General features: G+C 38.0%; 16 protein-coding genes and 1 riboswitch. Of the genes, 9 read left to right on the forward strand and 7 right to left on the reverse strand.

The features are described 5' to 3' along the window. Positions 1-113 precede the first annotated feature (113 nt). The 4 genes from HCJ30_RS02810 (at position 114) to HCJ30_RS02825 (ending at position 9,516) form a co-directional block, all read left to right on the forward strand. Positions 114-749: an FMN-dependent NADH-azoreductase gene (locus HCJ30_RS02810; RefSeq protein WP_185390891.1), complete on the forward strand. Its 636-nt coding sequence runs from the start codon at positions 114-116 to the stop codon at positions 747-749. Positions 750-943: 194 nt separating this feature from the next. After that, positions 944-2,320, forward strand: coding sequence for an amino acid permease (locus tag HCJ30_RS02815; RefSeq protein WP_185390892.1), 1,377 nt, complete (start codon positions 944-946; stop codon positions 2,318-2,320). Positions 2,321-2,583: 263 nt separating this feature from the next. Continuing rightward, the gene (locus HCJ30_RS02820) at positions 2,584-7,011 is read left to right on the forward strand and encodes a 2-hydroxyacyl-CoA dehydratase (protein ID WP_185390893.1); all 4,428 of its coding nucleotides are present in this window, start codon (positions 2,584-2,586) and stop codon (positions 7,009-7,011) included. Between the two features lie 636 nt (positions 7,012-7,647). Beyond that, entirely contained in the window at positions 7,648-9,516 is a 1,869-nt protein-coding gene (locus tag HCJ30_RS02825) for an ATP-dependent nuclease (protein WP_185390894.1), read from the forward strand. Positions 9,517-9,777: 261 nt separating this feature from the next. Here HCJ30_RS02825 and ybaK read toward each other — a convergent pair whose 3' ends face one another. Continuing rightward, complete coding sequence (ybaK, locus tag HCJ30_RS02830; protein ID WP_185390895.1) at positions 9,778-10,260, reverse strand: Cys-tRNA(Pro) deacylase; 483 nt, start codon at positions 10,258-10,260, stop codon at positions 9,778-9,780. A 123-nt stretch (positions 10,261-10,383) separates the two neighbouring features. Between ybaK and HCJ30_RS02835 the strand changes: the two genes are divergently transcribed. Further along, complete coding sequence (locus HCJ30_RS02835) at positions 10,384-11,037, forward strand: DUF5105 domain-containing protein (RefSeq protein ID WP_185390896.1); 654 nt, start codon at positions 10,384-10,386, stop codon at positions 11,035-11,037. A gap of 115 nt (positions 11,038-11,152) precedes the next feature. On the opposite strand, the gene HCJ30_RS02840 is transcribed toward HCJ30_RS02835, so the two are convergent. From HCJ30_RS02840 to HCJ30_RS02855, 4 genes are all read right to left on the reverse strand, one after another. Beyond that, positions 11,153-11,854, reverse strand: coding sequence for a DUF554 domain-containing protein (locus tag HCJ30_RS02840; protein WP_185390897.1), 702 nt, complete (start codon positions 11,852-11,854; stop codon positions 11,153-11,155). Positions 11,855-11,969: 115 nt separating this feature from the next. Beyond that, positions 11,970-12,611 carry an NAD(P)-dependent oxidoreductase gene (locus HCJ30_RS02845; RefSeq protein WP_185390898.1) on the reverse strand — a complete coding sequence of 214 codons (642 nt, stop codon included), beginning with the start codon at positions 12,609-12,611 and terminating at the stop codon, positions 11,970-11,972. An 83-nt stretch (positions 12,612-12,694) separates the two neighbouring features. Continuing rightward, the gene (gene rarD, locus HCJ30_RS02850) at positions 12,695-13,615 is read right to left on the reverse strand and encodes an EamA family transporter RarD (protein ID WP_185390899.1); all 921 of its coding nucleotides are present in this window, start codon (positions 13,613-13,615) and stop codon (positions 12,695-12,697) included. A 106-nt stretch (positions 13,616-13,721) separates the two neighbouring features. Then, the gene (locus HCJ30_RS02855; protein ID WP_185390900.1) at positions 13,722-14,252 is read right to left on the reverse strand and encodes a YceI family protein; all 531 of its coding nucleotides are present in this window, start codon (positions 14,250-14,252) and stop codon (positions 13,722-13,724) included. 254 nt (positions 14,253-14,506) lie between these two features. Here HCJ30_RS02855 and HCJ30_RS02860 point away from each other — a divergent pair, with 254 nt between their 5' ends. Continuing rightward, positions 14,507-14,968, forward strand: a complete 462-nt coding sequence (locus tag HCJ30_RS02860; RefSeq protein ID WP_185390901.1) for a MarR family winged helix-turn-helix transcriptional regulator — start codon at positions 14,507-14,509, stop codon at positions 14,966-14,968. A 51-nt stretch (positions 14,969-15,019) separates the two neighbouring features. Here HCJ30_RS02860 and HCJ30_RS02865 read toward each other — a convergent pair whose 3' ends face one another. Then, positions 15,020-16,480 carry an amino acid permease gene (locus tag HCJ30_RS02865; protein ID WP_185390902.1) on the reverse strand — a complete coding sequence of 487 codons (1,461 nt, stop codon included), beginning with the start codon at positions 16,478-16,480 and terminating at the stop codon, positions 15,020-15,022. A 91-nt stretch (positions 16,481-16,571) separates the two neighbouring features. Next, a riboswitch (Lysine riboswitch) is annotated at positions 16,572-16,769 on the reverse strand. A 68-nt stretch (positions 16,770-16,837) separates the two neighbouring features. Continuing rightward, positions 16,838-17,599 carry a YtvA family blue-light photoreceptor gene (gene ytvA / locus HCJ30_RS02870; protein WP_185390903.1) on the reverse strand — a complete coding sequence of 254 codons (762 nt, stop codon included), beginning with the start codon at positions 17,597-17,599 and terminating at the stop codon, positions 16,838-16,840. 153 nt (positions 17,600-17,752) lie between these two features. Between ytvA and HCJ30_RS02875 the strand changes: the two genes are divergently transcribed. The 3 genes from HCJ30_RS02875 to HCJ30_RS02885 all read left to right on the forward strand — a co-directional run bounded on the left by HCJ30_RS02875 (position 17,753) and on the right by HCJ30_RS02885 (position 21,071). Continuing rightward, positions 17,753-18,106, forward strand: a complete 354-nt coding sequence (locus HCJ30_RS02875) for an iron-sulfur cluster biosynthesis family protein (RefSeq protein WP_185390904.1) — start codon at positions 17,753-17,755, stop codon at positions 18,104-18,106. Positions 18,107-18,256: 150 nt separating this feature from the next. After that, positions 18,257-18,895: a GTP pyrophosphokinase gene (locus HCJ30_RS02880; RefSeq protein ID WP_008947202.1), complete on the forward strand. Its 639-nt coding sequence runs from the start codon at positions 18,257-18,259 to the stop codon at positions 18,893-18,895. 127 nt (positions 18,896-19,022) lie between these two features. Further along, positions 19,023-21,071: a Na+/H+ antiporter gene (locus HCJ30_RS02885; RefSeq protein ID WP_185390905.1), complete on the forward strand. Its 2,049-nt coding sequence runs from the start codon at positions 19,023-19,025 to the stop codon at positions 21,069-21,071.

A 21,071-nucleotide genomic window follows, 5' to 3' on the forward strand; every position in this document is an offset into this window, starting at 1 on the left:
CTTAGCATGACTAGTGAAAAAGTCAATGTTTATTTACTAAAAATCAAATTGACTAGCTACGCGGATAGTACTATTATATAGAAGGAACAAATAAAATCGATGAGGTGTTCATAATGTCAAAAGTACTATTTATTAAAGCGTCACCACTTCCAAATGAAGTATCCAGAAGTTCGCAAGTTGCCGAAACATTTATGGCTGAATATAAAGCGAAAAATCCTTCTGATACAGTAGAAGAATTAGTTTTATATAATACAGAAGTACCGTTATTAGATTTAGAATTAATGACAGCTGGAAGAGAATTACAAGCTGGTAAAGCTTTTACTGATTTAGCTCCAGACGTACAAAAAAGATTAAATGCTTACAATGCGCTAACGGAACAATTTTTAGCAGCAGACAAATATGTTTTTGTGTTCCCACTTTGGAACCTTGGAATCCCGCCATTATTAAAAGCTTATATTGATACTTTTGTTGTTGCTGGAAAATCTTTCCGTTATACAGAACACGGCCCAGAGGCACTTTTAAAAGATAAAAAAGCGATCTTAATCCATGGTAGCGGTGGTATTTATTCTGCTGGACCAACAAGTTCATTTACTCACGGAGAACCATATTTACGTACTATTTTACAATTTATCGGTATCAACGTAGTACCATCCATTTTTGTAGAAGGAATTGATCATAATCCTAGCAAAGAAGCAGAAATTGTTGCGGCTGCTAAAGCGGTAGCGCAGGAAAGTGCTGCAGAATTCTAAAAAAGTTTGTGAAAAATTTATTTCTTGCTAACGATATTAAGGTAGTATTATCAACTGTCTAGACCAATACAAACACATAAAAAGATTGCTAATCCCTTTATAAATTGGTAAAGTAGAGAAGTAGATTGAACGATAAAGTGCTGACATCATTCGGCACTTTATTCTTTTTAATTACTCGAAAGGGATGAATTAGGATGGAAGAGCATAAAGAAGAATTGCAAAGAGGGCTGAAAAATAGACATATTCAGTTAATCGCGATTGGCGGTGCAATTGGTACAGGGCTTTTTCTAGGAGCAGGGAAGTCAATTCATTTGGCGGGTCCATCCATCATGTTAGTTTACTTAATTATTGGGGCTATTTTATTCTTTGTTATGAGAGCTTTGGGTGAATTATTAATACATAACCCAACAACAGGATCTTTTACAGAATTTGCAGAGCAGTTTATTGGACCATGGGCCGGTTTTATTACTGGTTGGACGTATTGGTTCTGCTGGATTGTGACTGGTATCGCAGAAATTACGGCAGTTGGTATGTACGTAAAATTTTGGGTGCCGGATTTACCACAATGGATTCCAGCGCTGGCTTGCGTTTTAATACTTCTTTTGTTTAACTTAGCAACCGTCAAGGCTTTTGGCGAAATTGAATTTTGGTTTGCGATTATTAAAGTGGTTGTCATTATTGCATTGATTGTTATTGGATTTGTACTCGTATTTATTGGTTACAAACACGGAACAAGCACGGCATCATTTTCTAATTTAGTCGATTATGGCGGCTTTTTCCCAAATGGAATTGCTGGGTTCTTACTGGCCTTCCAAATGGCGACATTTTCATTTGTGGGGATTGAGCTTGTTGGTGTAACCGCGGGAGAAGCAGATGACCCAGAGCGGACACTTCCAAAAGCAATTAATAACATTCCTATTCGGATTTTAATCTTTTATATTGGGGCATTGCTCGTGTTGATGTCGATTTATCCGTGGAGCAATATTGATCCAAATACGAGCCCATTCGTGAGTGTATTTACGATGATTGGGATTCCAGCAGCGGCCGGGATAATTAACTTTGTGGTGTTAACGGCTGCGATGTCTTCATGTAATAGTGGGATTTTCAGCACGAGCCGGATGCTTTATACACTTTCCGCAGAAGGAAAAGCACCGAAAAAAATGCATCATTTGAGTTCGAATGGCGTTCCGGCAACGGCTTTAATAACGTCAACAGCATGTTTGCTAATCGGCGTATTTTTAAATTATATTTTACCAGAGCAAGTATTTATTCTCGTAACGAGTATCGCGACAATTTGCTTCATCTGGGTTTGGGGCGTTATTTTAGTGGCGCATTTACGGTTTCGCCATAAACATCCGGAAATTGCAGAGAAAAGTAAATTTAAAATGCCGTTATCTCCTTTCATGAACTGGGTTAGCTTGATTTTCTTCGGAGGATTACTAGTGATTCTTGGTTTCGCGGCAGACACAAGAATTGCGCTATTCGTTACACCTGTATGGTTCTTGATTTTAGGTATCGCTTATCAAATTTTAAAAGCATCTAACCGAAAGACAAAAATTCGACATAATTAACAACCCGGCAAGTGTTCGCTAAACAGAGCTGTTTTAGCGAATACTTGCTTTTTTCTGCTTTTAAAAGCGCCGCGAATTTCTTTACAAATGGAAAAAATCGTGTAGAATGAGAGGTGTTTAGAGCGTTTTGTCGTTTTCACGCATATAGAGTGAGTACTCACTCATTTTTAAGAATCGTTATTTATGTGAAGCGACGTACAATCGACAAATGATATGTGAAATATGATACATATTAAGTAGTGCGTAACGAAAGGGATGAGAAAATGATTCATGCAGGATTAGATGTAGGATCAACAACAGCAAAGGCCGTAGCACTTAATGACCAGGGGGATATTTTATTTCAAACTTACCGAAGACATTATTCCGACATTAAAAAAGTAACCTTAGAAATCATGCAAGATATGCAAAAAAAATGTGGTATGACCGAAATGACGTTCAAAATTACGGGATCATCAGGACTAGCAATTTCTAAATTTTTGAATGTGCCATTTGTGCAGGAAGTAATTGCTTGTACGGAGGCAGTCGAACAAGTTATTCCAGAAACAGACGTAGTAATTGAGCTTGGCGGGGAAGATGCGAAGATTATTTATTTCAGTGGCGGGATTGAGCAACGAATGAATAACGCATGCGCGGGCGGAACGGGTGCATTTATCGACCAAATCGCTACGCTACTTCAAACAGATCCAACTGGCTTAAATGAATTAGCGCAAAATGCAAATACAATTTACCCAATTGCTTCTAGATGTGGGGTATTTGCCAAAACAGACGTGCAGCCATTGTTAAATGAAGGGGCTAGAAAAGAAGATATTGCCGCTTCTATTTTCCAAAGTGTGGTTACACAGACAATTAGTGGGCTTGCTTGTGGACGTCCGATTCGCGGGAAAGTAGCGTTTCTTGGCGGACCACTTACATTCCTTGATCAATTGCGTTATCGTTTTACGGAAACGTTGAAAATGAAAGATAGTGACATTATTGCGCCTCAAAATGCGGAATATTTTATTGCGCTTGGAACTGCTTTTACGGGACTGAATGATGTGCCGCTTAAAGTGGATAATATGATTCATCGTCTTTCGAACATGGATATGACAACGATGGCAACCGATACCGTGATTTTGCCGGCACTTTTTGAAAAGAAAGAAGACTTAGATGAATTTCGTGCGCGTCATAATCAAATGAAAGCAAAGCGGGCGAAGTTGGAAGACTATGAAGGCGATGCTTACTTAGGTATTGATGCTGGTTCGACTACAACGAAATTGATTTTAATGAGCCAAACCAATGAAATTCTTTACTCGTTTTATTCTAGTAATAATGGGAATCCGCTACAATCAGTTATTGATGCGACGAGTGATTTATATGAAATTTTGCCAGAAAAAGTTCGAGTTGCACAGTCGGGAATTACCGGCTACGGCGAGTCGCTTATTAAAGCCGCATTGAAAATTGATGTGGGCGAAATTGAAACAGTGGCGCATTACCGTGCTGCTCGTGAGTTTTTGCCAGATGTCGATTTTATTTTAGACATTGGCGGACAAGATATGAAATGTATGAAAATTAAAAAAGGCGCGCTCGATAGCTTGATGCTGAATGAAGCTTGTTCTGCCGGATGTGGTTCGTTCCTTGAAACATTTGCGCAGACACTTAATTTATCAATTGAAGAATTTGCAGCCCGGGCACTTGAAGCGAAAGCCCCAGTTGACCTAGGTTCACGATGTACTGTTTTCATGAATTCCAAAGTGAAACAAGTACAAAAAGAAGGCGTTAGTATGGAAGATTTATCCGCTGGCCTTGCTTATTCTGTCGTGAAAAATGCCTTGCAAAAAGTAATTAAACTACGTAGTCCGAAAGATATCGGTGAAAAAGTCATCGTTCAAGGCGGAACTTTTTATAATGAATCTGTTTTGCGTGCTTTTGAACTTTTAACTGGACGTGAAGTAGTTCGACCGGATATCGCTGGAATGATGGGCGCTTACGGTGCTGCTTTAATTGCCCGCGAACATTATGAAACTGGTGAAGTAACTGAAATGCTCGTACTGGAAAAATTACGTGAATTTAGCGCGGAAACTTCCCAGTCGCGCTGTAACCTTTGTAGTAACACATGCCAGCTAACTGTAACGAGATTTGGCGATGACCGGATGTTCGTTAGTGGAAATCGTTGCGAACGCGGTGAACGTGTAGAAACAAAGCGCAATGTACTACCAAACTTATATGCGTATAAATTAAAACGGACATTTGATTACAAATCGTTGAAAAAATCAGAAGCTACCCGCGGAACGATTGGTATTCCACGTGCGCTCAATGTTTTTGAAAACTATCCACTTTGGCACACGATTTTAACGAACTTAGGTTTCCGCGTCGTTTTATCTTCTAAATCATCTAAAAACCTGTATGACAAAGGGATTGAAACGATTGCCTCCGAAGCAGTTTGTTTCCCAGCCAAGTTAACACATGGTCATATTATGGATTTAATCAAGAAAAAAGCAGACCGTATTTTCTATCCATCAGTCGTGTATGAAAAACCCGAATTCGGCGAGGCGACTAATAACTTTAACTGTCCAGTCGTGGCCGGTTATCCAGAAGTTATTCGTGTGAATGTCGATGCTTTAGAAGAGAAAAACATTCCGATGATTAGCCCATTTTTAACATTAGATAATGAAAAAGCGTTAATCGAACAAATGAGCCTTGCTTTCCCAGAAGTCCCAGCTGCGGATATGGAAAAAGCAGTCCAAGCCGGGCTAGAGGAAGCAGAACTTTGCCGCAAAGACATTCAAGCAGAAGGGGAAGCGGCACTTACTTATATTAAGAAAAACAAAATTAAAGGAATTGTTCTTGCTGGACACCCATACCATATCGATCCAGAAGTAAACCACGGAATTCCTGAGCTTATTACGATGAACGGCATGGCGGTTCTTACCGAAGATTCGATTTCCCATCTTGGTGAAATCGACCATAAACTTCGCGTTGAAAACCAGTGGAAATATCACGCAAGACTATATCGCGCCGCAAGTTTTACCGCTAAAAGTGAAGATTTGGAATTTGTGCAATTAACTTCATTTGGATGTGGGCTTGATGCGATTACAACGGATATGTGCCAAGAAATCATTGAAGGTCATAATAAAGTTTACACACTACTTAAAATTGATGAAATCAACAACCTTGGTGCCGCTCGTATTCGCGTCCGTTCTTTAAAAGCTGCTATGGAAGAACGCGAGAAAAACAACGTGAAACCAGGCATTATGGCGAAACCAAAAGAACGTCCATTATTCACAAAAGAAATGAAGAAAACGTATACTATTTTAGCGCCACAGCTAGCTCCGACCCATTTTGAAATGTTAGAAGCGGCTTGTAAAGTGGGCGGTTATAATTTAGAAGTGCTTCCAGCCGTGACACCTCGTGCGGTCGATGAAGGCTTGCGCTACGTCAATAACGATGCTTGTTACCCAGCGATTTTGACGATTGGACAAATGATGGATGCGTTGAAACATGGCGATTATGATACGAATAATTTAGCGGTATTGATGACGCAAACAGGTGGCGGATGTCGGGCTACCAACTATATCTCGATGCTGAAAAAAGCACTCGGAGAAGCTGGAATGGACCATATCCCGGTTATTTCTCTAAATGCCAACGGTTTAGAAAAACAACCAGGCTTTAAAATGACGCCAAAAGTTCTTGTTCGTTTCCTAGCGGGAATTAGCTTAGGGGATGCGCTTGACCGGATGCTTTACCGGACCAGACCTTACGAAGTCGAACCAGGAAGTGCCAATAAAATGTTCCGCCAATATCTTGATGCCGGACGTGCACTAATGGAAAATTATTCTTTCGGAGCATATAAAAAATTAGCAAACGAAATGGTGCGAGCTTTTGACAATTTACCAATAACAAATGAAGTGAAACCAAGAGTTGGTGTCGTTGGAGAAATTCTCGTCAAATTCCACCCAGGCGCAAATAACAATATTGTTGATGTCATTGAAGAAGAAGGCGGAGAAGCAGTTGTTCCGGACTTAACAGATTTCATTTTATATTGTTGTTACGATGATCACTTTGCAGCCAACACATTTGGACGTTCCAAAGTGAAATCATTCGCAAAACAAAGCGTAGCCATTCCGCTAATTAATCAATTCCGTAAACCAGTGACAGATGCGCTGAAGAAAAGTGAACGTTTTGAAGCACCAGCGAGTATCGAATCTATCGCAGAAAAAGCAAGTCAACTTCTATCACTCGGAAATAAAATGGGGGAAGGTTGGTTCTTAACAGGTGAAATGTTCGAATTACTCGATAGCAACGTGCCAAATATCGCGTGCCTGCAACCATTCGCATGCTTACCAAACCATATTACTGGTCGCGGAATGATTAAAGGACTCAAAAAAATGTACCCAGAAGCCAACATCATGTCAATTGACTACGATGCCGGTTCAAGTTCCGTAAACCAACTAAACCGTATTAAACTAATGCTTTCAATAGCAAGAAAACAACTAGAAACTACGGAAGTTATCACCGAGAAAGAAACAAATACACGATTCAACCCAAGAGAAAAAATCCTTGGCAAAGCAAAACAAGTAAGAGAAAGCGCACCAGTCGAAATGATTGGTAATAAAGTCAAACAAGCGCGCGAAGCCGATCCAGTCGGTGCTATCGCTCAAAAAGTGAAACATGTGGCATCAAGTAGTGAACATGTTCAAACGGATAATGACTGAATAACATCAATTAGAGTGACAATTCATTTAATTGACGGTAATGTAAGAAGGAGTGAGTGGCAAAAATTTTGCTACTCACTTTTTATTGATTTAAAGTGTTAATATAAAATTAATTTTAATTTTCTAAATCTAGTTTTATTTTTTGTATTCAAATTTATAGATAACATACATGTAGTTTTTCAAATCTCTGCAGATGCTTTTGCAATAATGTTCTTATAAAATTTTGGACGATTTGAATGAATTCTTATATAAATAGTTGTTCCTGATAGAAAAAATAACATTATCTATTGATTAGTTAATCATAAGTTGTATAATATTTAGTGAAAAGTTTAACAAATTTAAATCTAAGGGAGGGATAAATGTTAAATAAGGATAAAATAAATAATTATTTCTAGACAGAATGATATAATTGTCAACTTTGAGTTGAGAAACATAAACTATAACTTATCATTCTAAATAAGTTTACAGAAAAGATTAAAATTAAAAACTATAATAAGGAGGAACATTAGAAAAGGAACAAATTACGAGAAATTTGTAAAGAATTTATAAATAGGTAAGTAAAATAATTGGTGAAAACTAGTCCAAAAAATAAGGTACAACTTTAAAGATGAGATAAATAAAAAGGAGATAAATGAGATGAGACTACATAAATTAAATATAAAAGGTTTCAAAAGACATAAGGAAACTGAAATACTATTCTCACAAGCAAGTTTTTTAATTGGTGAGAATAATACAGGGAAGAGCACAATATTAAAGGCAATTGAACTTCTACTAAGTGATACGATGAAAATTCAAGATAACTATTTTTTTGAACACGATTATGCAGATGGTCTTGGTTCGTGTGAAGAAGTGGTTCTCACAGCAGAATTTAGAGGGCTTCCTGAAAACGCAGAGTCTTGGAGAGGCTTTAAAGGGCGTGTTTTTCCTTACACGGAATGTGAAGAAGGCATTAATAAAGTACAAGGGAGATCTATTTTTTATAGAAAAACTTTTAAGCCTGGCAAACAAAGAGTTGTTGAGATGCAAGCACGGGAAAAAACGTTAAAAGATAGTCTTAGTAGTGTAAAAACTATTGATGGATTTATTGAAAATGGTTTTCAAGAATCCTTTTTGAGTGGCACCATTTTTGAAAATAAAGATAAATCTGAAGTACTAAAACCTAAAGATTTAGGTGATTTTAGAGATTACTTCGAAAATGAATTTGACTTTTATGACTATTCTGAGACAGAAATTTGGGTTGAGAATCCGGGAGGTATAGGTGGTAACGTTCTTTCTAAACTGCCCAAGGTACTTTATATACCCGCGCATGATGGAGCCGATAACCTTGGTGAAACTAAAGGTGCATTTCAAGATATACTAGCTGAACTTTTTTCAGATGTTAGGAATGAATCTGATAACTACAAACAAGCTCAAATCCTATTAAATCAACTTGCAGACGAACTTGATCCAGAAAATTCAGAAACAGAATTTGGGAAAATGATGCTAGATTTAAATAGTACTTTATCAAGTGTATTTTCTGGAATTGGATTGAATGCTCAAGCCGCCCTGTCTGATGCAAATAAGGCAATTAAACCAACTTTCTCAGTTACAATGACAAGTAATATACAAACCCCTGTGGAAATGCAAGGAACTGGAGTAGTAAGATCGACTGTATTTGCGTTACTTAGATACAAAGCTTTAAGAGACATAGAGAAGAAATCCAATGAAAGACCATTAATAATTTGTTTTGAAGAGCCAGAAATATATCTGCATCCTAATGCAGCGAACCAAATGAGAGATACTATATATGAATTGGCTAATACTACGAACAATCAAATTGTTTGCTCAACACATTCTCCTTATATGATTGATTTAGGAAGGCGCACGGGTCAACTCCTTAATTATCTTTACATTGATCAGTCAGAGACTAAATTAACAAGTGGCGAATCAGTGAAATGTAATATAGTTTACAATAAGCCATTTAATATTCAAGAAGCATTTAAAACTCTCATAGAAGAAGAAAAGGACTATGTTAAGCTTACTCTTAAGATGGACGATTATTTGGCTAGAATATTCTTCGCAAGAAATGTACTTATTGTGGAAGGGGATACAGAGGAAATTGTTTTAAGAGAGACCATTTCACTTATGCCTGAAAAAATGAAGAAAAATGTTTTGTCTAATTGGCAAATAGTTAGAGCTAGAGGAAAAGCAGTTATAATATCTTTAGTGAAATATCTTAAAGCTATGGGAATTGAACCGTATGTTATGCATGACCTAGATTCTGAAACCCCAGGGGCTGTTAAAATGAATGAACCAATTCGCGATGCTTTAAATGATGATACTAAATTAATTACACTCAATAATTGTATTGAGGATATATTAGGTTATGCGGCTCCTACTAACAATAAACCACATGAAGCTTATAAATTTATTCAAGAAAAGTGGGATGGAGATTACAATAATATAAGTGAGAAATGGAAAGAGATTGTTGAAATTTTATTTTTGAATGAATGCCCTAAAGTGTAAGCTTTAATAAGCTATATTATTTGTTAGGTTTAAACTGCTTTAAACAGAAGTATATCTATAAATTAATTTAAGCCACATAAATTTTTAAAAATCATTAAAATAGTATTCTTTAAAAAAGTAAAACAAGGTAGCAATTATATATTTTGCTACCTTGTTTAAGATGTAAGCTGTTTTTAGAAAAAACTTTTTAAGTTATCTAGCGTTTATTATTATCAAATCAAAACAGTTATATATGATCTTATAAAAAGGCAACTTTCCTTGTCAAAATTCCCCTTCCGTAATCATCGCAAACTCCGCACGAACGACCTTTTTCAAATCAGCTGGCGCAAGTTCGATTTGTAATCCTCTTTTTCCAGCTGAAATCAGCATCGTATCCAGCGATTCCGCACTGCTATCTACAAAAGTCGGGAACAATTTCTTCATTCCAATCGGAGAACAACCACCACGAATATAACCAGTCAGCTTCTCCAGCGTATCCACCGCAATCAGTTCACACTTTTTATTTCCACTAATTTTCGCTAAATGTTTCAAATGCAAGGTTTTATCAGCCGGAATACAAGCGACTATATTCCCTGTTTTATCACCAGTTAGGACGAGTGTTTTAAAAATCTGCGCGGGATTATTTCCAGTTTCTACCGCAACATGAAGTGCATCCAAGGCGTCTTCACTCCAAGCATACTCACGTAAATCATATTTAATCTTCTGTTTATCTAAAATCCGACACGCATTTGTCTTTTTATTCAAGTCTTTCACCTCGATTTATTTGAAATTATGTACATATTATGACACTTTTTGTAAAATAGTTGGCATTTTATCTCTCGTTCTGTACAATGAAATGGAATTCAAATAAGAAAGGGAGATTTAATAATGAAAAAAGGGTTATTCAGTCTGGTTCTTGTTCTTGCTATGGCACTCGTTTTAAGTGCATGTGGTGGTCCATCAAGAGTAGAGCCGAAAAAAGCAGGGGAAATCACCGTTAACGCAGTGGTTTATAACAAAGATACCGATAAAATAAAAGATGTATACGGTGAAGACGGCTCAAAATTCGAAAAAGAATTTGAAACTGGCTTTAAAGAAAGCTTTATCAACACATTTGCAGCAAGTTTTTCTAGTGATGTAAACATTGATAAGCAAGTAGATGATTTCTATAAAGCACTTCGCAAACAAGTAAACGAAAAAACTTCGTACACTACTAAAGTAACAAATGACGACAAAGAAAGTCCAGAAATTCAGTTCGCAGTTAAAGGGCTTGATATGAAGGGCGTTCAAACTGAATTAGTAGAAGAATTAACAAAAGCAGCAACAGCTGATCCATCTATTGCAACAGATGACCAAAAAATGGCTGAAAAAACAATGGAAATCTATACAAAAGCTGTTCAAAATGCAGACGCAGTATCAGAACCAAAAACAGTTACGCTTAAACTAAAAGCAGATCCAAAAGATGATTCTTTATGGCAAATGCAAAACGATGTGGCGTTCATGCAAGAATTAACTACAGCATTCTTCATGGCTGGCATGTAAGCTTTTGTAGTGATAGACACCAGCAACTTTCGGGTTGTTGGTGTTTTTATTTTACAAGGAAATGTTATTCAAGCGGAACTAAAAAAACAGAGATACCTTCATCTCTGTTTTCCCTCTAAAAATAATAAAGCCCCGTCACAATCAGTGCAACAACCACAATCCCCGGAACCAAATTCGCGACCCGGATTTTCGTTAAACCGAGCAGATTTAAACCAATCGCCAAAATCATAATTCCGCCAGTGGCAGTGAGTTCTTCGATAATTAGTGCCATCAAATCGGCTGGAATGAATTGATTAATTTGTGTTGCGAACAGCGCGATAATGCCTTCAAATAAAAACACTGGAATAGCTGAGAGCATAACGCCCCAACCAAGTGTTGTACTAAGAAGAAGGGCGATAAATCCATCCATCACCGATTTCGTATAAAGCACATCATGGTTTCCGCGAATGCCACTATCAAGCGCACCAATAATACCCATCGCACCAATTACAAAAATAAGTGTCGCGGTAACAAAGCCTTTCGAAACATTACTTTTTCCCTTTGCTCCGACTTTACGTTCAATCCAGTGACCAAGCTGATTCAGATGATAATCTATGTTAAGCCATTCCCCAATAACAGCTCCAAAACAAATACTTAAAATGACAATGAGCGAGTTGCTCGTTTTAAATGCCATTTGAATGCCAAGGACGATAACGGATAACCCCATCCCTTTCATGACAGTATCTTTCATACGTTCAGGGATATTATGTAATTTCATGCCAAGAACAGACCCAACCAAAATTCCAAGCCCATTCACTAGCGCACCAAGTAGAACCATTTTCTTCCTCCCTTTTTTAGCATATAGCCCTAGTATACAGGAAGTTTCAGCCAATTGGGAGATTTTTTTCGCATAAAAAAGTCGAAGGAAGCGTTTTGCTCCTTCGACTTTAGTCTTATTTTCCAGCTACAGTAAAGCGTTCGTTTAAATGATTAGGCCGCTCAATTTCATCCAAAACAGCAATCGCATAGTCTTCCATGCTAATAAAACTATTACCATCGCTACCAAATAAAAGGTGATCTCGACCTAATTGATAGTCGCCAGTACGCTCGCCCGGCTCAAACATAGCAGAAGGGCTAATATACGTCCAACTGAGCTCTGCTTTATGTGCTTTTAAATGATCTAATTGTTTCGCTTGCGCACGTGCAGTCGGATAGTACGGCGCTTCCCGAAGTCCTTTTGATTCTAAAAGGGTATTGCCATCTTCGTCAACTTGTAGGCTAGCTGCTCCACCAACGACAAGTAAGCGCGGCGAAACGGTGCCATTTAAAACAGAAATTAAATGATCAAGCGAAGTGACATGTTTTTCTGCTTCTTCTGGACTGACCCCGTAAGCATCAACAACGACATTTTGATCGGCTAAATCAGAAAGTGTTAAGTCAAAAATATCTTTTTGTAAAATATTAATATCTTTATGCGTTTGCGTGATTTTTCCGGCGTTTCTAACAATTGCTGTGACTTCGTGGCCCCGACTTTTCGCTTCTTCTAAAATTCTCGAACCAGCTCGGCCTGTAGCACCAATGATACCAATTTTCATAAAAAAAGCCCCCTATTCATTTTTGTGGAATAGATTCTCGCTTGATAAAAGAATTATTCCCGAAAGAGGGGACCGGAAAACATTTAATTTTTTGTGGCGTTTGCTAGTTGTTTGATTTTGGCTGCGGAGTAAATGTGGGAAATCGTGAAGATAATTAGTGCTAGCCAGATGAACATGAAGGCGAACAATTGGATGTGATCGAAACTTTCTTTGAACAGTAAGACGCCGAGTGCGAGCATTAACGTTGGTCCGATATATTGCAAAAACCCGACCATTGTGTAGCTGATTTTTTTCGCAGCAGTAGCAAATAAAAGTAGCGGGATTGCTGTAACGACACCAGCACCAACTAAAATAATATTGGTCTCTGCCGGGTACTGCATTAATCCATTGGTCGCGAAAAAGATCACATAAATCAGCGCGAATGGTGTAATAATCATCGTTTCAAGCGTTAAACCAGTCCAAACAGAAACAGAAACGACTTTTTTAATTAGCCCATAAAGCGAGAACGTCACGGCCATACCGATTGCTGCCCAAGGAACGGAACCAAGATGCCAAGTAAGAATCAATACGCCGATAGTTGCGGAAATAACCGCAATAATTTCGCCACGACTTAATCGTTCTTTTAAAATAACCGTTGCAAGCAAGACGTTTACAAGCGGATTTATGTAGTAACCAAGACTTGCTTCCGTCACGTGACCACTGTTTACCGTATAAATGAATAAATACCAGTTTGCTGTAACTAAAAAAGCTGCCGCAATAATGGCGATAAGCGTTTTCGGTTTAAGCAGCACATCTTTTGTTTCTTGAAAAACCATTGACGCTTTTCGCAAACAAACGATCAAAAATAACATAAAAATAAAAGACCATATAATTCTATAGGCCAAAATCTCCATTGGTGGGACATTTGTGACTAACTTCCAGTAAATCGGAAGGACGCCCCAACACACGTACGCGAGAGCTCCAGCGATGATTCCGCCTAGCTGTCCGTTTTGTTTATTTTCCATAGCGATGTTAGCCCCCTTTTTAAACAATAGAACTATTTTAGCTTAAAAGGGCGAATAAAGCTACAAAAAAAACTACGAATAGGCTGGCTACTCGTAGTTCTTGACCTTATTTGCTTGCTTCAATTTGGATGTTTAATTTTACTTCGTCGCCGATAAGTACGCCACCAGTTTCTAACGCAGCATTGTAATTAAGGCCAAAGTCTTTACGGTTGAATTTACCTTTTGCTTCAAAGCCGGCTACCATGTTACCAGTGTTTGGATCTTTTCCAGTTCCTTCGTAGCTTACTTCTAGTGTAAGAGGTTTCGTTACGTCGCGAATAGTTAAGTCACCAGTCACTTCGTATTCATCGTCGCCGTCAGCTGTAATTTTTGTTGCTGTAAAAGTAACGTTTGGATATTTTTCTACATTAAAGAAGTCTTCGCTTTTCAAATGACCATCACGTTGCGCTTGACGAGTGTCAACAGAAGCTGCTGCAACAGAGAAGTTTAATTTGGCAGATGTTAAATCTTCTGGATCCATTTCGATGTCCGCTGTGAAATCGCTGAATACACCTTTTACTTTTGATACCATCATGTGTTTTACTTGAAATTCGATTGAACTATGTGCTGGGTCTACGTTCCATTTTTCTACTGTCATTGTTTCATTCCTCCAAATATGTTTTTTATAAAAGCATTCTCTTATAATCTAGCCCAAATCAATTAAGCTTAAACCTTTGAAAAAATACTTTTACGCCTTAGAAAAGCAATTGCTTAACTGTTTATGAGTAAACTATATCACACTTACTTTTAATAAGCAACTATTAAAACGTAATACAAATATGTTTTTTTCGTAAATATGATTGAGTTTTTCTGCTAAAGTGCGTAGAATAGGTTAAAAGAGGAGGTTGGATGATGGTAGGAATTAATACAGATACAGAAAATATTAGTGAACTATTAAAGACGTATTGGTCGATTCAACGGATTTCTGCGGGATATGCGGATCAGAACGCGGCGAGTTTAGGACTAACCATTCAGCAACTTGCGATGATAAATGTGATTTACAGCACACCAGGAATTTCGGTGGCAGATTTAACGAAACGACTAATCATCACGGGAAGCTCTGCAGCAGCGAATGTGGACGGATTAATCAGCCTAGGTTTAGTAGTGAAATTAAACAAAACAATCCCAAGTGACAGCATGGATTTAAAATTGAAGCTCTCTAAAAAAGGAGAAGACTTATCGAAACGCTCCACTGCAAACGCTTTTATGTATAAAGCAATGATGAAAGTGTTCGAACATCTCACAGAAAACGAAATAGAAGAACTTATTCACTTAAATAAAAAAGTAGAAACCTTGCTGAAAAAGAGTAAATAAAAACATCTCCTGTATCATTCAAGTAAAAATGAATGAACAAGAGATGTTTTTTTATTTTTGATCAAATTTGCAGTCTTCCAGTGGGATGACTTTGGTTTTATTGGTAAATTTATACGATAACCAGAAAACGAGGAAAATAGGGAGGCCGATATAAGAAATACCGATTTTTTGCCACCAAGCCGCATTAGTAAATTCTGGTTTTAAAAATGCCGCATAATCTTGCCCAACAATAACTAAAATACATAAAATGAGCGCTAAAATCGGACCAAATGGGAAAAATTTCGCTTTATATTTTAGTTCGTTTAAGTCGTGACCTTGTTTAACGAAGGCTTTGCGGAACCGATAATGACTAACCGCGATGCCAACCCAAGCAATAAATCCAGTTAAACCGGACGCAGATAGCAACCACGTATAAATGACCGTTCCATTTTCCGTGAGCGTTGTAATAAATGTCATTGCGCCAACAATCGTCGTAACAATTAAAGCTGCCATCGGGATACCGCGACGGTTTACTTTACCTAAGAATTTAGGGGCTTTTTTGTCGCGAGCCATTGCCCAAAGCATTCTTGTCGAAGCGTAAAGACCTGAGTTACCCGCGGATAGCACAGAAGTCAGGATAACGGCATTCATCACCGAGGCCGCAAACGCAAGGCCCGCTTTTTCAAACACGAGCGTAAATGGACTAATTGCCACATCTGTCGCCTCAGCGCTAAGTAAATTAGGATTAGTATAAGGAATAATCATTCCAATAATGAAAATCGCGAAAATATAAAATAATAAAATCCGCCAGAAAACTTGTTTAATCGCTTTTGGCACGCTAGTTTCTGGAGTAGCACTTTCACCAGCCGCGATCCCAACCATTTCCGTTCCCTGGAAAGAAAATCCGGCAATCAAGAACGTCCCTAGTATCGCGAAAAATCCACCTTTGAACGGAGCATCGCCAGCTGTAAAGTTAGAAAAGCCAATAACTTCGCCGCCAAGAATTCCGACAATCGTAAGTACACCAACGATAAGGAAAATAATAACGGTGGCTACTTTAATAATTGAGAACCAATACTCTGATTCTCCGTAAGCTTTTACCGATAGTGCATTTAAGCCGAAAATCAACAATAAGAAAATCGCGCTCCACAACCAAGCAGGGGTGTTCGGCAACCAAAATTGAACAATAATTGCCGCGGTGGAAATATCGACTGCCAGCGTAATCGCCCAGTTAAACCAATAATTCCAACCCAGTGCAAAGCCGAAAGCCGGATCAACAAACCGACTAGCATACGTACTAAATGAACCAGAAACCGGCATATACGTAGCCATTTCTCCTAAACTGGTCATTAAAAAGTAAACCATAATTCCAATTGCGATATAAGCAACTAATGCTCCGCCAGGTCCGGCCGTATGAATCGCATTCCCACTCGCTAAAAATAAGCCAGTCCCAATTGATCCACCAATCGCTATCATAGATAGATGCCTTGTTTTTAAGTCACGACGTATTTCGCCGTGTGTTTCTTTTTTCACTATTAATCTCCCTTTCTTTTATCAGAGGAAGTGCGCAAAAAAACAGCCAATCTGCAAGAAATTGGCTGTTACGTATTTTACCAACATCATTTTGTCAGATAGCACACCTACAAGAAATTTCGACAAATTCTTATAGCAGTCCAGCCCCTTTAGGAAACTGTCCCAACAACTATTTCTAAACAAAGAGAAAATAGTTACTTCGGCGATCAACCTGTTCGTTTTTTGTCAGTGGCGTCTTTGTTTCGCCTCGAAAAAATTACTAGTGAATCTCGCAACCTCTACCTCACCATTTGGATGAGGGTTTATATTTGATTATTTACCCATAATAACGGAAAATGGGCTATTTTGCAATACGTTTTAGTAAAATTGTAATGCTTCTTTGATAGTGCTGTAAGTAGTTAGGCTGGCTAGACTTTCTTCGTAGCGAATTAAAGTCATGGCAAATTTAGGCGAAATTCCAGTAATAATTAGCTCTACACCAGTTAATTTCATAAATCCATGGAACTTCACGAGGTTCATCACGGCATCTTCATTAAAGTCAGCTAGCCCAGAAAGATCCATGATTAAATAATCTTCTTTGCCGTGATCCATATACTCGCTCACATATTCCGACATATGCTGGAAACGGTCATGCGTTAAAGAGCCAATCAGTGGCAATACACAAATATTTTCTTTAATCGGGACAATCGGCGTGGACAGTTTCTCAATTTCGCGTAACGATTTTTCGAGTTCCAGTTGATAGTCGTGTTCGTTCGTCACATCTTTTTGAATGCCGACAAAATACAAATGCTCATTATCATCGTAAATCGGTTCAATCGTAAGTTCATTCATAAAAGAAGTGCCATCTTTTCGGTAATTTTTTAGTAAAACATTCGCAGTTGATTTTTGGTTTATGGCTTGACGGATTTTTGCAACCTCTTCTTTGTCGGTATCATCTCCTTGCAAAAAGTGACAATTAGAGCCAAGAGCTTCTTCTTTCGCATAACCAGTAATATTTTCAAACCCGTTGTTCACAAAAATGATTGGATTATCTTGTTGCTCAGGATCTGTAATAATTACTCCTACGCTAGACAAATTTAATGCTTTTAAAATAACATCGAATTTTGGATAAGCGGTCATCTGCGTGTTTCTCCCCCTTTGTACATACAAACCTATCATACCACGCAAATGAACGAAAACCAAAATGCCAAACTTGTGAAATTTATCGTGTCTGAGCAGAGGAGGGGAAATCGCGCTGGGGCAGGTGTATAATAGACTTAGAGGTGATTAGTTATGTATATAACATTTACAGATAGCGCCAAGGATCGGCTTCGAGCACTACGGTCGAATTTAGAAGGACAATTGCATTTGTATTATGATACAGAAGGCTGTTCTTGTGAAAATAGTGGTATTTTTACACTTCGATTGGTAGATGGGAAAACTGCAGAGGACGATGAAATTGAATCCAACATTGGTCCAGTGCTGATTAAACGTTGGACGGAAATTTTTTTAGAAGAAGCGTTGATTATTGATTATGATGACACGCAAAAAACGCTTATGTTAAAAAGTGACGGCCAGTATTATAATCGCAATTTACTACTTGTGACGAATCAAGATGAGGTCGTTAGCTGCCCAGTAACTTTATAAATAGAAACGAAGCCTAGAGTAATTTTTATTCTAGGCTTTTTTATGAAAATTTCATGAGAAAGTGGTGAAACTTTAGACATATAGTTACACGGACCTCGGTTTTGTAGTAACATGGAATAGGAAGTTTATACATATGGAAGGAGTGTCATCATGGAACAACCATCAGTTGATGAACTGAAAAACTGGCGAAATGTTATGCTGCTTCACCGTTTTGCACTGGAAGAAGTAAACACGAAGCTTAAAATATTGAATGAAGAATTTCAATTTATTCATGACTATAATCCGATGGAACATTTGAAGTCACGTGTAAAGTCGCTGGAGAGTATTGGAGCAAAATTAGAAAAGAAGCAGGTTGATATTACCCCGGAAAACGCGCTCAAATATGTACATGATATTGCTGGAATTCGGATTACTTGTTCCTTTGTATCAGATATTTTTAGAATTCACGAAATGCTTGCCGGGCAAAGCGACATAACGATTAAACGTGTAAAGGATTATGTGACTAACCCGAAACCGAATGGCTATCGGAGTTTGCATTTACTTTGCGAAGTACCAGTTTTCCTGACAAATCGTTCTGAGAAAATGACCGTGGAAATTCAAATTCGGACAGTTGCAATGGATTTTTGGGCGAGCTTGGAGCATAAAATTTACTACAAATATCAACAAGAAGCACCTGAGGAACTAGTGAACGAATTGCAAGATGCCGCACGAATCATCACCCATTTAGATGAGAAAATGAAAAACTTAAATGATCAAATTGACAAGTATAAAAAAGAGAAAGAAAAGTAACTTCATAATTAGCTTTATTTCTTTGCGAATGGGATGGATGCAAAGAAATAAAGCTGTTTTATATTTGCGGGATAATCTATTTTGCTTCATAATAATATAGAGGAAAAAGGAAAGGGGACTTTACATATTGGAGATATTTTTATATGTTTTAGCATTACTTGTTGCGATTTTTATTTCTAATTTATTAAACCGATTTGTGCCCTTTGTATCCGTACCGCTGATTCAAATTGGCCTAGGTGTGATTATCGCGATTATGCCGATTACATTTGATTTACAACTGAATCCGGAACTTTTTCTTGTGATGTTTATTGCACCTTTATTATTTAATGATGGAAGACAGACGGATAAAGCAGCACTTTGGGGAATGCGAATGCCGATTTTGGTTCTCGCGCTTGGCCTTGTGTTTGCAACGGTTGTTGTGATTGGGTATTTTGTCCATTGGATGATTCCAACGATTCCACTCGCGGCGGCGTTTGCTCTTGCAGCAGCTCTTGCGCCAACTGATGCTGTGGCAGTGAGTTCACTTTCCGGACGAATAAACTTGCCAAAACGAATTATGAATTTGCTCGAAGGAGAAGCGCTTATTAATGATGCTTCTGGTTTAGTTGCGTTCCAATTTGCCATTGCTGCAATGGTTACTGGTGTTTTCAGTCTAATGGATGCGAGCATTAGCTTTTTTGTAATTGCGATTGGTGGGATTTTAGTCGGTTTAGCACTTAGTTGGTTGAAATTTAGACTTTTAAAATGGGTTCGTGGCTTAGGGATGGAAGACGTCACATTCCATATGTTAATCCAAATTTTAACGCCATTTATTATTTACTTAGTTGCTGAAGAATTTCATGTTTCGGGGATTTTGGCGGTAGTTGCGGCTGGGATTATGCACTCAATGGAACAAAAGAAAATGGATCCGCAATTGGTGAAATTAAATGTTGTTTCGCAAAGCACATGGTCGGTAATTATTTTTGTATTAAATGGGTTAGTTTTTTTACTGCTAGGTACGCAACTTCCTGCGATTACAGAAGTCGTATGGAATGATTCCGGCAGCAGCAATTTACAAGTAATGGCTTATATTTTATCGATAACGGCTGCGCTGATTTTACTACGTTTTCTGTGGGTGTATATTTCATGGAGTATTGGGGCGAAACAGCGACAGAAGCAAAAGAAAAAGACACAATTTCCGAAGATTAGACCAGTGATTTTAACGTCACTTTCTGGTGTTCGTGGGGCAGTTACGCTTGCCAGTGCGCTTGCGATCCCGTTTTTCTTAGATGATGGCTCACTATTCCCGCAACGCTCACTGATTATTTTCATCGCATCAGGTGTCATTCTTTGCACGCTTGTTATTGCGACGTTCATTTTACCGTTACTTGCCAAAAGTGAAGAAGTGACAACGGAAGATGAACGAGCTGAAATTGCAACGCGGATTCGAATCCTGAGAAACGTGATTAGAGAATTAAAAGAACAGACATTACCAGAAACAAAAGCGGCAACGGATGAAGTAATTGAAGATTATCGCAGAAGGATTTATGATTTACAGCAAAATAATAATTCAAATCGAGGCATGGACGAAAGAGAACGCGCCAAACGATTAGAAATTATCCAATGGGAACGCGAAAATACGCAAAAAATGACCGATGAAGGGCTCATTGTTGCAACCGATAGCTATCGTTACCAACACTATCTTAATATGATGGAACAAGCGATTAAACAGCGCTTCCGAACAAAATTAAAAACAGCGTGGATGTTCCTTTATCGTCTAATAATGCTTGTCATCCACCCGAAAAAATGGGGCAGAATAACCCATAAAGTGAAAAAAGGTATTTCTAAAGATAGCGAACGATTCCAAGCGATTCGCAAACTAAGAGAAGAAAACGAAATACTAATTATTTCTAAACTTAAAGAACAGTTAACAGATGAAAATGCCAATATTATTGGGCCACTAATTACCGAACATACGATGTTTTTGGAGCGGGTTAGAAAAGAACATAGTCCGCGAGGCAAACGCGCGAAATTCGAACAGAAAAAACGCGAAGTCCAAGTGGTAGCTTTCCAATTAGAACGCGATATTATTCAAAATATGTTTGAAAAAGGCGGAATTTCCAGAGACTTAGCCCGAGAACTACGCCAAAATTTAAATATGATAGAAACGTATTTATATGATGATTTTATCGAATAA

The organism is Listeria cossartiae subsp. cossartiae (genome assembly GCF_014224155.1).
In the GTDB taxonomy this organism is placed as follows: Bacteria; Bacillota; Bacilli; order Lactobacillales; family Listeriaceae; genus Listeria; species Listeria cossartiae.